The 14021-nt window shown below is 71.5% G+C and carries 10 protein-coding genes; 7 read left to right on the top strand and 3 right to left on the bottom strand.

Annotated elements, in window-relative coordinates:
* Positions 1–27 precede the first annotated feature (27 nt).
* The 6 genes from ABZ297_RS10955 (at position 28) to ABZ297_RS10930 (ending at position 11345) form a co-directional block, all read left to right on the top strand.
* A complete protein-coding gene (locus ABZ297_RS10955; protein ID WP_355342863.1) occupies positions 28–2451 on the top strand; it encodes a hypothetical protein in 2424 nt (807 codons plus the stop codon).
* Positions 2452–2455: 4 nt separating this feature from the next.
* Complete coding sequence (locus ABZ297_RS10950; protein ID WP_355342860.1) at positions 2456–4276, top strand: UvrD-helicase domain-containing protein; 1821 nt, start codon at positions 2456–2458, stop codon at positions 4274–4276.
* A 48-nt stretch (positions 4277–4324) separates the two neighbouring features.
* The gene (locus ABZ297_RS10945) at positions 4325–6175 is read left to right on the top strand and encodes a sigma factor-like helix-turn-helix DNA-binding protein (RefSeq protein WP_355342857.1); all 1851 of its coding nucleotides are present in this window, start codon (positions 4325–4327) and stop codon (positions 6173–6175) included.
* A 9-nt stretch (positions 6176–6184) separates the two neighbouring features.
* Entirely contained in the window at positions 6185–7540 is a 1356-nt protein-coding gene (gene cysS, locus ABZ297_RS10940) for a cysteine--tRNA ligase (RefSeq protein WP_355342854.1), read from the top strand.
* A 331-nt stretch (positions 7541–7871) separates the two neighbouring features.
* A complete protein-coding gene (locus ABZ297_RS10935) occupies positions 7872–10364 on the top strand; it encodes a penicillin acylase family protein (RefSeq protein WP_355343022.1) in 2493 nt (830 codons plus the stop codon).
* Between the two features lie 132 nt (positions 10365–10496).
* Positions 10497–11345, top strand: a complete 849-nt coding sequence (locus ABZ297_RS10930; protein WP_355342851.1) for a hypothetical protein — start codon at positions 10497–10499, stop codon at positions 11343–11345.
* 29 nt (positions 11346–11374) lie between these two features.
* Here the strand turns inward: ABZ297_RS10930 and ABZ297_RS10925 are convergent, their stop codons facing one another.
* Complete coding sequence (locus tag ABZ297_RS10925; RefSeq protein WP_355342848.1) at positions 11375–11788, bottom strand: hypothetical protein; 414 nt, start codon at positions 11786–11788, stop codon at positions 11375–11377.
* A gap of 75 nt (positions 11789–11863) precedes the next feature.
* Here ABZ297_RS10925 and ABZ297_RS10920 point away from each other — a divergent pair, with 75 nt between their 5' ends.
* Positions 11864–12832 carry a hypothetical protein gene (locus ABZ297_RS10920; RefSeq protein ID WP_355342845.1) on the top strand — a complete coding sequence of 323 codons (969 nt, stop codon included), beginning with the start codon at positions 11864–11866 and terminating at the stop codon, positions 12830–12832.
* 258 nt (positions 12833–13090) lie between these two features.
* Here the strand turns inward: ABZ297_RS10920 and ABZ297_RS10915 are convergent, their stop codons facing one another.
* Both ABZ297_RS10915 and ABZ297_RS10910 read right to left on the bottom strand, forming a co-directional pair.
* Complete coding sequence (locus ABZ297_RS10915) at positions 13091–13591, bottom strand: flavin reductase family protein (protein WP_355342842.1); 501 nt, start codon at positions 13589–13591, stop codon at positions 13091–13093.
* Between the two features lie 18 nt (positions 13592–13609).
* Positions 13610–14020: a DUF6113 family protein gene (locus ABZ297_RS10910; RefSeq protein WP_355342839.1), complete on the bottom strand. Its 411-nt coding sequence runs from the start codon at positions 14018–14020 to the stop codon at positions 13610–13612.
* Position 14021: the final 1 nt, after the last annotated feature.

Below are 14021 nucleotides of genomic sequence, written 5' to 3'. Positions count from 1 at the left end.
GCGTGAGGGGCTGGTGAACGGAACGGGATGAACTTCTGCCTGAGCGACCTCGTACCACCGTTGAGGTGGAGCGACGCGTCCACGATCACACTACTCACCGGGCAGCCGGACCTTCCGGACGCCTGGTGGCGCAGCCTGCCCATGCCGCGCGTGCTCGCGGCCATCGGCCCCGAGTCGCTGGGCGAGCTCCTGACGGAGATCGCCCTCGAGCACTGGCCGGCCGCCGCCGTGGGCGACGTCCTGCCTGCGCTGTACGTGCTCGACCCCGACGAGGCGGACGAGCCGCACATCGCGATCGCGCTCGACCGCGCGGGCTCGTGGCCGGGGCTGCTGGCGATGACGGGCAGGGAGCTCAAGGACCAGCCGTTCATCCAGGCCCGCTCGGTGCTCAACACGCTCTTCTCGGCGGTGCTGGTGCGCGTCGCCCCAGGTGTGCGTGCCACGCCGGGCCACGCACACCCCTCGGACCTCGCGCCCGCCCTCCAGCCCGCGACGGACGCGCCCACGCCACAGCCCGCCGTGACAGACGCGCCCGCACCGCAGCCGCCCACCGCCGCCGCAGCCGCCTCTGCCAAGGCCCCCGCGGCCCCCGCGGAGTCCGACAGGGCGGCCGCAGCCGTCCCGGCGGGCGACGCCGTCGTCGCGCCCCCCGCGGAGGCCGATGAGGCCCCGGAGGACCTCCTCGCCGTCGAGCACGCCGAGGGGCCTGTCGGCGAGGAGGCAGCGCCCACCGAGGAGCCCGGCGAGGAGCCCGCCGGGGAGCCCTCTGAGGAGCCCTCTGAGGCGGCCGTCGCGTCCGAGGAGTCCGCACCGGCGCAGGACGCGGCCCCGGAGGGCACGGAGGAAGACGCGCCAGGGAAGGCCGACGAGCCCGAACCAGCGCACCACGCGCACGCGGAGTCGGCGCCCGAGGAGACCCCAGAGTCGGCGCCCGAGGGCTCCCCCGCGCAGGCGCCCGACGGGTCCTCCGCGCAGGCAGTTGAGGAAGGCCCGGTGCTCGACGCGTCCGCCGAGCCGGTGTCGGAGCCCGAGGAGGCCCCGGAGCCGGAGCGGGTACTCGACGCCGTAGCGGCCCCCGCGCCGGATCGGGCCGCGGAAGAGGCATCGGAGCCGGAGGCCGACGACGCCGACCAAGCCCCCGAACCCGCCGCAGGATCGCAGACGCAGGACGAGGAGCCCGCCGACGAGCATGGACAGGCCGCCCCGGAGGGCCTGGAGCTGTTTGAGCTCATCGAGGCGGCGTTCGCCGGGCTGGACGACAAGAGCTGGGCCGTGGCGCAGAACCGGGTCTTCACCGACGAGCCGTCCGCCGTGGACCAGCTCGCGAAGCTGTTCGCCGTCCCGCCCGCGGAGATCTCCGCGACCGAGAACCGGCTGCGGGACAGGCTCGACGAGTGGCTGGCCGACGACAAGGCCGCCCCGTACCGAGCGCACCTGGGCGAGCTGCGCAGCACGATCGGCCCGTCGCCGTCCAGGGAACGCCTGATCGGCGCGGCCGACTGGCACCTCAAGGAGATCCGCGCCCTCGAGGTCCCGGCGTGGCAGTTCGTGCTGGCGACGCTCCCTGAGCGCGAGGCCGCAGGGCGAAGCGCCGAGCCGCAGGCCGCCGGGCAGCGTCCCGAGCCGCCGGCCGCCGAGCAACACTCCGAGGGAGTCGGCGCCCAGCCGCATCCGGAGCGGCACGGCGTCGAGCAGTGGGCGGTGGAGCAGGCGCAGCAGCCGCCGTCGGCGTTCGCCGCCCGGCAGGCGTCGAGCTTCCCGCCGGCCCCCTCTCCGGCCCCCTCTCCGGCGCCGCAACAGCCGGGTGCCCAAGCATCGGGCCCGCAGCCGGCCGACGGGCAGCCGGCGGGCGCGCAGTTCCAGGCGTTCGCCACGGCCACGCCCGCGGTGGAAGAGGCCAACGGGTCGTCCGAGGAGCAGGACGACAAGCCATACCAGCCGCTCAAGGACGTCTCCCAGACCAGGCGCTGCTTCCGCCAGCCCGACGGCAGGTGGTGGCTGCGCGTCGACGTCACCATCGAGCAGTTGTCGGGAGGCGAGTGCGCGCTGCCGACGGGGTTCGCGACCTACCTGGGCCTGTCCCCGGGTGAGAGCAGGACCGTCAGGAGCGCCGCAGGCGAGCTGACCATGACCTGGCACAGCAGGCCGGTGCTGGAGTCGGTGGAGCGGCTGCTGGCGGACGTGGGCGCGAAGGAGGGCGGGCACCTGTTCCTCACCCTCTCCGACGAGGGCGTGCTGCGGGCCAGGCACCTGCCGGTGGCCGCGCAGGGCGCCGAGAAGATCACCAAGGCCCTCCGCCTGGTCGGCTACACCGCCCCCGGAGGCACCAAGGACCAGGCGGCCAGGGTGATCGCCACCAGGATCGGCATGACCGGCCCCGTCGCCCTTCCCGACCTGCTCACCAGGCTCCGCGAACGCGGTGACCGCGACCTGCTCGCCCTCCTGGACTGAGCCCGTGCCGCGGCTCGCGATCGGCCCTGAGTTTCCCAGGGAGCTCAGCGCACTGGCCCAGCCGGTGCGCAGGGACGTCATGGTCGCACTGCGCCGTTTCCTGCTGAACGCGGCGGGCGCCCCGCACCCTGAGCGGGTGCGGGGCAGCAGGGACGCCCGGGTCGCGACCCTGCGCCTGGCCCAGGGGGTCCGGGGGGTGGTGGTACGCCAGCGGGACGTGTACTGGCTGCTCACGGTCTTACCTGACCCGGAGGCGTGGTCGCACGCCCAGCGCCACAGGTACGGGGTCAACCCGGTGATCGGCGTCGTGGAGGAGTGGGACGCGCAGGCGCTGGAGCGGGTCGAGCCCGCGTTACGCAGGTCCGCGGGCGAGACGCGGCTGTTCGACCCGATCTGCGACGGGGACCTGCTCGCGCTGGGCATCGACGTCCGCGCCCTGCCGCTGGTGCGGCTGATCACCACCGAGGCCGACGTGGAGGCGCTCGAACCGCTGCTGCCGCCGTCCCAGCACGTGCCGCTCGCGGTGCTGGCACGTGGCGGCTCGCTGTCGGAGGCGTGGCGCGAGCTGGACGGCTGCCGCGCGTCCGACGAGGACACCGGCCCGATCGACCCGGCCGACTTCCACGCGGCGCTGCGCCGCAGCCCGGACCGGGCGGTGTTCGCCGCGGACAAGGTGGAGCTCGACCAGGTGCTCGGCTCCCCCGACTGGTGCACGTTCCTGCATCCGCCGCAGCACCGGCTGGCCCGCGCGGCCCGCTACGACCATCCCGTCCTGGTGATCGGCGGCGCGGGCACCGGCAAGACGATCATCGCTCTGCACCGGGCCGCCCACCTGGCCAGGCACGGACGCGGCCCGGTACTGCTCGTGACGTTCTCGCAGGGGCTGACCGAGGACCTGTCGAGCCGGCTCGACCTGCTCCTCCCTGACGAGGCGGCGCGCAAGCGGGTGGAGGTGGGCAACGCCGAACGGCTGGCCATGCGCATCGTGGGCGAGGCGGAGGGGCGGCGTCCGACGCTGGTGGGGCCGGGTGCGCGCACACTGGCCGAGCTGACCGACGAGGCGCTCAGGCTGCTGTCGAGGGCCACCGGCGACCTGCTGGACGACGTGGACCCGGACCACAAGCCGTACCGGCACATCGTGGTGGACGAGGCGCAGGACGTCAGCCCCTCGCAGTGGCGGCTGCTGCGGGCGGCGGCGCCGCGCGCGCACGACGACCTGTTCATCGTCGGCGACCCGCACCAGAGGGTGACCGACACGCGGGTCACGCTCGGCGCGGTGGGCATCCCCGCCGACCAGCACTCGCTGCGGATCTCCTACCGGCTGTCGCAGGAGGTCTTGTCGTTCGGCGTCAGGCTGCGCGGCGGTGGCCCCACTGACGGGCTGGTCAAGGGCGTTTCCGGGCTGTACGGCTTCCGCGCGACGCGCAACGGCGAGCGTCCGGTGGTCCTGGCCTACGACTCGCTGGAGGCGGAGCTGGCCGGGCTGGCGCGGCTGGTGTCGTCCTGGCTGGAGAGCGGCGTCCCGAAGGAGGAGATCGCCGTCGGGGCGCGCACGGCGCCGCTGGTGCGCGCCGCCAAGCGGGCGCTGGGAGAGCTGGACGTGCGCGTCTCGACGTTCGCGAACCTCAAGGGGCTGGAGTTCGACCGGGTCGTGCTGGTCGGGGTGGCGGAGGGCGTCGTGCCCGAACCGCCGCCGGACGATCCCGGTGCCCGGGCCAGAGCCCTCCAGAGGGAGCGGAGCATGCTGTTCGTGGCTTGCACCCGAGCGCGTTCAATGCTCTATATATCCCATTCAGGAAGAGGAAGCCCATTTCTTGAACTCTGATCACATAGTCTGAACTGCGGATATCTTCCCTTTGCCGGTTGGACAGCAATGAACCTCAGCCTGAGCGACCTCGCTCCACCCCTGCGCTGGACCCCCCCTGGCCAGATCGCGCCGATCGTGGAAGAGCCCCAGCTGCCCGACGCCTGGTGGCAGGCCATCCCCCTCGACCGGGCGTGCGCCGTCATCGGGACGCAGGCCGTGGCCCGGCACCTCGCCGACCTCGCCGTGGCCTGCTGGAGCCACCTGCTGCTCGGCGACATCCTGCCGCTGCTGCGCTTCTCCGACCCCGCGGAGGCCGAGCGGACGCCGCAGATGCTGGGCAAGGACGTGGTGCAGAAGCTGTTCAGCGGGGTGTTCGAGCGGCTGCTCGAACCCGTCGCCGACGTGCCCGCCACGCAGCCGAAGCCGGACAAGCCGCTGCCCGACCTGATCGACTCCGTGTTCGTCCCCCTGGACGAGCGGCAGCGGGCCATCGCCCGCGACCGCCTCTACGCCGTGCAGCGCGTCACACTGGACGAGCTGGCGCAGCGGTTCTCGGTGACGCGCGAGCGCATCAGGCAGATCGAGCGCGACCTGCGCGACCACATCGAGGCGTGGCTGGCCAGCCCGGAGGCGGCGCCACTGGCGGCGCACGTCACCTGGCTGCGCGGCAGGCTCGGCTCCGCCGTCCCGGCCGACGAGCTGCAGGTGGCGGCGCCCTGGCACCGCGGCGACCTGCGCACGCTGGGCATTGCGGCCTGGCGGTTCGTCCGCACGCTGCTGACCGGCTACGAGCAGACGGACGGCTGGCTGGTCGCGGGCGGCGCCGACGAACTGCGCGAGAAGACCCGCCAGCTGTTCACCGACGGGCCGCGCCCGCTCGGCGAGGCGGTGACCATGGTCACCCAGCTCGGCGTCCGCGAGGACGTGGCCGAACGGTGGATCATGGCCGTACCGCAGCTGCGGGTGCTCGACCAGCACGTGGTGCCGTGGCCGCGCAGCATCAACGAGAAGGCCGAGGCGGTGCTCGCGGTGGTCGGGCGTCCGATGACGCCTGAGGAGATCCAGGAGCGCATCGGCGAGGACTACAGCCTCGTCGGCATCCGCAACCAGCTCACCGCCGACGAGCGCTTCCGCCGGCTCGACCGCAACAAGTACGGGCTGACCAGGTGGGGCGGCGACGAGTACCTGGGGATCAGGGAGATGATCGCCAGGGAGATCGAGCGGGCCGGCGGCGAGGCGTCCGTCAGCACCATCGTCACGAACCTGACCTCCCGCTACGACGTCAGCGAGAGCTCGGTGCGCGCCTACTCGGGCGGGCCCGGGTTTGAGCGGACCCAGCGGGGGTGGATCAGGGTCGCCGGGACGTCCCCCACCGGCGAGGCGGAGCCGTACCAGCCGCGCAAGGACGTCTCGGAGACCCGGCGCAGCTTCCGCAGCCGCGACGGGCGCTGGTGGCACCGCGTGGACGTCAACGCCGAGCACCTGCGCGGCTCCGGCTCGCCGCTGCCGACGGGGTTCGCGGCCTACCTGGGCATGGCGCCGGGCGGGCAGCTCACCGCGGCCACGCCGTCCGGCGACGTGGTGATCTCCTGGCACAACCAGCCGACGATGGGCTCGATCAGGAACGTCCTGGCGGAGTGCAAGGCGTCCGAGGGGGACCACATCTTCCTGACGGTGTCCGACGGCGGCGAGCTGCTGACCCGCTACCTGCCTGCCGCCCCCGCCCAGATGCCACCGCTGAACCGCGCGCTCTACCTCATCGGCTACACCGCGCCCGTCACGTCCGAGCTGGAGGGGCTGCGGCTGATCGGCGCGCGCATGGGGCTGCCCGACACGGCCACGCGCGAGGAGGTGCTGGGCAGGCTGCGCGAACGCGGCGACCGCGACATCCTCACGTTCCTGGGAGGTTCGGCCTAGGCTCAGAGGATGTTGCGGATCTACGACACGCGCACGAGGCAGGTCGAGGAGATCGCGTCCGGCCGCGTGCTGCGCATGTACACCTGCGGGCCGACCGTCTACCGTCACGCGCACGTCGGCAACCTGCGCTCCTACCTGCTCGCCGACCTGATCCGCCGGGTGCTGGAGCGCCGGCGGACACGCGTGCTGGTCTGCCGGAACGTCACCGACGTCGGCCATCTGGTCGACGACGCCGAGGCTGGCGAGGACAAGGTCCTCATGCAGGCGCGGGCGGAGGGCCGCTCGGTGTGGGAGCTGGCCCGCTTCTACGAGGACGCGTTCAACCAGGACGCCGCAGCGCTGAACCTGCGGCCTCCGGAGCACACGCCGCGGGCGAGCGAGTCGATCGACCTGATGGTCGAGCTGATCGCCAAGCTGATCGAGCAGGGGCACGCGTACGCGACGCCTGACGGCTCGGTCTTCTTCGACGTCCGAACCTTCCCCACTTACGGCGAAATTTCCGGAAATCGACTCGACGCGCTCAAGCCCGGCCCGGTGGACCCGCGCAAGCGCTTCCACGCCGACTGGGCCCTGTGGAAGGCCGCCCAGGGAGAGCTGTCCTGGGACACCCCGTGGGGGCGCGGCTTCCCCGGCTGGCACGTCGAGTGCTCGGCCATGTCGCTGCGCTTCCTCGGCGAGCGCATCGACGTCCACACCGGCGGCATCGACCTGCGCTTCCCCCACCACGAGGACGAGCGCGCCCAGTCCGACGCGGCGGTCGGGCACGAGGTCGTGCGCCACTGGGTGCATGGGGAGCACCTGCTGTTCGACGGGCGCAAGATGGCCAAGTCGACGGGGAACGTGGTGCTGCTCTCGGACGTCGCCGAGGCCGGTCTCGACCCGCTCGCCGTGCGGCTGGCCTTCCTGGAGCACCGCTACCGCCACCAGATGAACCTCAACTGGGACACCCTGCACGCCGCCGACCGCACCGTCCGCCGGTGGCGCGGCCGGGTGGCGGAGTGGTCGGAGTCGCCGAGCGCCCCGATGGCGGCCGAGTACGTCCGGCGCGCCGAGGCCGCGTTCTACGACGACCTCGACACCCCGGCGGCGCTGCGCGTCCTGCGGGAGCTGGAGCGCGACGACTCGATCGCGCCCGGGGCCAAGTTCGAGTCGTTCCTGCACCTGGACCACCTGCTGGCCCTGGATCTGTCGGCGGAGATCGGCAGACCGCGCGTGCTCCCGGCGGGCGCGGCCGAGCTCCTGGAGCAGCGGGCCCGCGCCCGCGAGTCCCACGACTGGCCCGCCTCGGACCGGCTCCGCGACGACCTCGCCGCGCTCGGCGTCCGCGTCTCCGACACCCCCGACGGGCAGAGCTGGGCGGTGTAGCTCGCTCACGGTGTTCAGAGGGGCGGACGGGTTCAGAGGGGCGGACGGTGTGGCAGGGGACCGTCCGCCCGGGTGCCGTCCTTTCGCGGGGGTGTGGACGAGAGCACCAGGGGACAGCTAGCCAGGTCCGAGGTTGCAATCGCGTTGCGCCCGGTCAGCGCCTGTGCGGCCAACCGGCGGGAAGGGCCCCGCGGAGGGGGCCGAAGACGTCAGCCCAGGACAAGATCGAAAATAGTGGGATCTACGGCGATGGCAGTGGTGAGGGGGTGCCACACTTGTTGCCGAGCATGGGGAGAGGGAGGGGTAAGTGAGGTTGAGGCCCTTTGCGTGGATGCCGTGGCCGCTGCGATGGCTCGCGCGGGTGTTGACCGTCCTTCTCGTGCTCGCTCTGGTGCTGGCCGGGGTCCTCGTCTACACCGTCCGCCGGTCGTTCCCGCAAGTGGACGGGACGGTGCGCCTGCCGGGATTAGCGGGGAATGTGGAGATTTATCGCGATAAATCGGGGATTCCGCAGATCTACGCTGACTCGGCCGAGGACCTCTTCATGGCCCAGGGCTTCGTCCACGCCCAGGACCGGTTCTGGGAGATGGACCTGCGCCGGCACATCACGTCCGGACGCCTCTCGGAGCTGTTCGGCAAGGCGACGCTCGACAACGACAAGGCCATCAGGACCATGGGCTGGCGCAGGGTCGCCGAGCAGGAGCTGCCCGAGCTGAGCGCCCGCACCCGCCGCTACCTCGACGCGTACGCCAAGGGCGTGAACGCCTGGCTCGGGGCCAACCCCAACGCGTCCGACCGCAGCCTGGAGTACTCGATACTCAAGCTGCAGAACGGCGGCTACAAGCCCGAGCCGTGGACCGCACTCGACTCGATCTCCTGGCTCAAGGCCATGGCCTGGGACCTGCGCTCCAACATGGAGGACGAGATCGACAGGGCGCTCGCCCTCACCACCCTCTCCCGGGAACGGGTCGAGCAGCTGTACCCGCGCTACCCGTTCGACAAGCACCAGCCGATCGTCACCCAGGGCGCGGTCGAGCACGGCCGGTTCGACCAGCAGGCCGCGCCGAGGATCAGGCGGAACGGCAGCCGCGCGCTCACCCAGGCGGCCAAGACGCTCGACGCGGTACCCAGCACCATGAGCACCGCCGACCGGGAGGGCATCGGGTCCAACTCGTGGGTGGTCTCGGGCGAGCACACGGTCACCGGCAAGCCGCTGCTGGCCAACGACCCGCACCTGTCGGCCTCGATGCCGTCCGTCTGGTACCAGATCGGACTGCACTGCCGGAAGATCTCGATCGACTGCTCGTACGACGTGACGGGCTTCTCGTTCTCCGGCGTGCCCGGCGTCATCATCGGGCACACCGACAAGATCGCGTGGGGGTTCACCAACCTGGGCCCCGACGTGGCCGACCTCTTCATGGAGCAGGTGAAGGACGACACGTACCTGTACCGGGGCCAGTGGACCAGCCTGGAGACCAGGCAGGAGCAGATCAAGGTGGCGGGCGGCGCCACGGTCACCCTGAACGTCAGGAGCACCCGGCACGGGCCGCTGATCAACGAGGTGATGGGCGACGTCAAACCGGGTGAGGGCGCGAACGCGGTCGCCCTGCAGTGGACCGCGCTCATGCCCGGCCGCACCGCCGACGCGATCTTCGCGCTCAACGAGGCCACCGACTGGCATGAGTTCCGGGCGGCTGCGGCACTGTTCGAGGTCCCGGCGCAGAACCTGGTCTACGCCGACACCAACGGCAAGATCGGCTACCAGGCGCCCGGGCGCATCCCGGTGCGCCAGAAGGGCGACGGCACCTGGCCGGTGCCCGGCTGGACCGGCGAGTACGACTGGAAGACCGCGCCCATCCCCTACGACCAGCTCCCCTCGGTGGAGGACCCCGCCTCCGGCTACATCGTCACCGCCAACAACGCGGTGGCCGACCCCAGGCGCTACAAGCCGCTTCTGACCAGGGACTGGGCGTACGGATACCGTTCCGAGCGCATCATCGACCGGCTCAAGCAGGAGATCAACAAGGGCAAGATCGACACGGCGGCCATGTCCAGGATCCAGCAGGACAGCCGCAACGGCTTCGCCGAGACGCTGGTGCCCGCGTTGCAGAAGGTCAGCCTGGCCGGGCCGAGCGTCCAGGCGAGAGACCTCCTCAAGGGCTGGGACGGCCCGCAGGGCCCCGACTCGGCCCCCGCCGCGTACTTCAACGCCGTCTGGCGCCACCTGCTCAAGCTGACGTTCGACGACGACCTCCCCGAGGGCGCCAGGCCGGGCGGCGGCGACCGCTGGTATGAGGTGGTGGGGCGGCTGCTCGACCTCCCGAACGACCCCTTCTGGGACGACACCAGGACCAAGGACCAGACCGAGACCCGCGACGACATCCTCCGCCAGGCGATGGCCTCGGCCTACCAGGAACTGTCCGACCGGCTGGGCGACGACGTCCGCACCTGGCGGTGGGGCGACCTGCACCAGCTCACGCTGACCAACGGCTCGCTCGGCACGTCCGGCATCGCGCCCGTCGAGGCCCTGCTCAACCGCGGCCCGTTCGCGGTGCCGGGCAGCAAGGACGCCGTGGACGCGACGGGCTGGAACGTGCAGAAGGGGTACGAGGTCACGTCCGTGCCGTCGATGCGGATGGTCGTCGACCTGAGCGACCTGGACAAGTCCCGCTGGATCAACCTCACGGGCGCCTCGGGCCACGCCTTCCACGACAACTACTGGGACCAGTCGCCCCTGTGGGCCAAGGGGGAGCTGCTGCCGATGTACTCCAAGCTGGAGTCGGTCAAACAGGCCGCAACCCACACCCTCCGCCTGACCCCCTGACCCCCTGGCCCGCTGACCCTACGGACCCGGCTCGGCGAGGAGGCGCAGATCCTGGAAGTACGTCCGCGGGCGTACTCCGACTCCAGACCCTGGGCTGACGCCAGAACGCAGCGCCTTCGCGACCATGGGCGCATGGTTCGTCTCTGGTATGCGATCGGGCTGGCGCTGATCCTCATCGGGCTCTTCCACCTGGGAGTGCTCGCGATCGACGGCGGCCCGTGGGAGGGCCCGGTGTCGTGGCGCAAACCGTTCACGTTCGGGGTCTCGTTCGGGCTGAGCGTCCTCACGCTGGCGTGGGTCGCGCAGTTCGTCCCGCTGCGCGGGCGCGCCAGGAACGTGCTGCTCGGGGTGTTCACGGGGGCGGCGGTGACGGAGTGCGCGCTCATCACGCTCCAGGCGTGGCGCGGCGTCCCGTCCCACTTCAACATGGCCTCCACCGTCGACTCCCTGGTGTCCCGCGCGCTGGCGGCCGGGGGCGGCGCCCTGGTCGTGGTGGCGATCTGGCTGACGGTGGCGTCGTTCCGTCCCAACCCGGGGGTCTCGCCCAGCATGCGGCTCGCCGTGCGGGCAGGCTTCGCCACCCTGCTGGCCTCGATGCTGTCCGGCGCCGTCATGATCGCCCGTGGCGTGATCGAGGTGTACTCGGGCGACCAGCAACTGGCCTACACCGTGGCGACGTCCCTCAAGCCCGCCCACGCCGTGCTGATGCACGGCGTGCTCCTCCTGCCCGCACTGGCGTGGCTGTCAGAGCGCCTGTTGACCACCGAAGCCGCCCGCCTCCGCCTGGTACGGCTGGCGACCTGCACGTACGTGGCCATCGCCGCCCTGGTCTCCGCCCTGACGGTGACCGGGATCACCCTCGTGGGCCCCTCGACGGCGTCGGTCCTGTGCGCGGGCGCGATATCAACGCTGGCCATCACCGCCCTCGCCCTGCGCAGGGTCGAAGCGCGACCTCCGGGCGGAAGCCGCCGCACCAGGTGACGCTCAGCAGCGCGACACACACCTCCTCCTCACCTGCGCCCTCTCCACCACAGGGGTGCGCGGGGGTAGCCGCCGTCGTCCAGACCGGCCAGCCGTTCGAACACGTTGTAGGAGGCCTGATGCCCGCAGAGCAGCACCGAGACCAGCATGGCGAGCAGGTAGAGCGGGAGCATCGGCAGCCCCGCGCACCAGGCCCACTGGGTGGCGTGCCGCCCCTCGTGCTGGATGAGGCGGTCGTCGAGCGAGCTCTGCCTGGTCAGCACCACATTGCCGACGGTGAACGCCCCCGCGATGGGGAACCGGTAACGGTAGCCGTAGGCGAGCACGAGCCCGTCAGGCCCAGGCTGCCGGGAGGCTCCGCCGACGACGGAGACCAACAGTCCGAGCGGCGTGGCCAGGTTCAGCCAGTTCGCCATCCGGCGGAACCGGTAGCGCCTCTCCATGCGTCTCAGCCTTGACCAATCTTGACAAGTCGGAATAATGATCTGCGTCCTGAAATCTCCCCAAAGAGCAGGATTATGAGATTCACCATCCTGGGAGCGCTGATCGGCACCATGGCTCTGGCCGGAGCCGGCGGATTCGCGATCACCCAGACGTCAGCGTCCGATCCCCTACGGTCCACTACTCCTCCCGACGCGCAGGTGGCCTTCCCAGCCGCGGCGACCACGACCCCGAAGCCGACGGCCAGCCCCACGATCGGGAAGTACACCGCGAAGACGAAAATCGTCAAGAAGAAGGGCGTCTCCTACCTGGACGTCTCCATCACGTACGACGGAGCCGCCAGGTTCACCGTCAAGCAGAAGGTCTGCAAGAGCAAGTCCTGCAAGACGACCTCCACCGACCTCCCCGTGACCACCGGGGCCGGCAAGTCCAGCAAGAAGGTCGGCAAGGGCAGCTACAAGGTGAAGGGCAAGCCGTCGATCAAGGTCAAGGCCCTCCCCTGGCCCACCAGGACGGTCACGGCCACCCCCACGGCGACCAGCACGGTCACCGCGTCCAGCAGCGCCTCCCCGGCCGCGACGGTGACGGTGACCCAGGCGGCGACGGTGACGGCCACGCAGTCCGTGCCCGGACCGACCACGACGGTGACGGAGGCCGTGGCGGGCCCCACCACGACGGTGACGGAGGCCGTGGCGGGCCCCACCACGACGGTCACGGCCACGGTCACCTGCCAGCCCGCCACCGGGCAGCCAGAGGGCACTCCAGAGGCGAGCACCACGGTGCCGGAGACGCCGAGCACGTCCGAAACACCCAGCGTGTCTGAGACGCCCAGCGTGTCCGATACGCCCAGCGTTTCTGGGACGCCGACCCCGACGGTCACGGCGCCCACGGACACGCCGACCCCATCCGTCACGGTCACGGACACCGGGACCCCGTCCGCGTCCGACGGAGAGCCGATTCCCACGTGCGCGACCCCGTCGGAGACCCCGACGACGGACGGCAGCACGCCGTCGGCCACTCCCAACACGACACCGTCGACCGAGTAGGGCCGCCGCCCACGGTGGCCCGGCGCCTTCAGCGAGCCGGGCCACCACGGCCTCCCTCTGGCAGGGTGTCCCCTTCGCAGGGCCTCCCCTTGCAGTGCACGCACCGTGGTGACCGCTGCCCAGAGCTGCGCGGCCTCGCCCTCGATCGGCCCGTCCAGGCCGCCGAAGCGGGTCCAGGTGAGAAGCTCCGCCGGCGGGCGCGAGCCGGTCCCGGCTGTTTTCGGATGCGGAGGCCGCGGGAGGCGTCCGGATCAGGGGTCAGAGCGTCTTGTAGTCGCCGTCGTGGTACATCAGCGGCACCCCGTCCGACGGCATGCCCAGTGAATGGACGGAGCCCACCACGATCGAGTGGTCGCCGCCGGGATGCACCGCGGTCGTGGTGGCCTCGAGGGTGGCGAGGGCGTCCTTGAACAGCGCCACGCCGAGTTCGCCCCGATAGTGCGGCCACCGGGCGACCTGCCCGTCGATGGGACGTCCGCGGCGGGCAAAGAAGCGCGAAGCCTCCTGCATGGACGCCGGAAGCACCGACACGCCCCAGACACCGGACTCCAGCACGGCGTCGTGGAAGCGCGCGAGTTTCTCCGCGCAGAACAGCACGAGCAGCGGGTCCAGCGACACCGAGGTGAACGAGTTGACGGTCATGGCGTAGTCGATGCTGCCGAGCCTGGTCGTCACGACCGCCACCCCGGTGGCGAACCGTCCGACGGCCTTGCGGTAGGTCTGCTCGTCAATGTGCCGCTCTGCGGGACCTTGGTGCACGAAAGATACTTTATGCGCCTATGTCGAATTCCCTGGAGCCTGCCCACGCAGCAACCACGAACCCCCCGAGGACGGCGACTTCAGGATGGCCACCACGACGGCCGCCATCCCGCCGTACAGGTACACGTACCCGGCGGGCCCGCCAGAGATCACCAGATCGCCCTGGGCGAGCTGGAACGAGAACGGCATCGACACCAGCAGCCACCCGATCGCCGTCACCGACGCCCCGAGCCGCGACCGCATCAGCTTGCCCGCCCCGAGGCAGACCCCGAAGAGCGCGGCCAGCCACCCGATCGCCGCGACCGGGACCGGCCCGACCTGCCATGCCTGAGTGAACCCGCCCACGACGCCCATGACCAGGCCCAGCACGAACAGCATGCCGTAGGCGGCTCCGCCGAGCGCTGACTCGCCCTGGCTGCGTTGCTCCATG

This window comes from Nonomuraea sp. NPDC005983 (assembly GCF_040614375.1).
Taxonomy (GTDB): Bacteria; Actinomycetota; Actinomycetes; order Streptosporangiales; family Streptosporangiaceae; genus Nonomuraea.
This window is presented reverse-complemented; position numbering and strand designations above follow the sequence as displayed.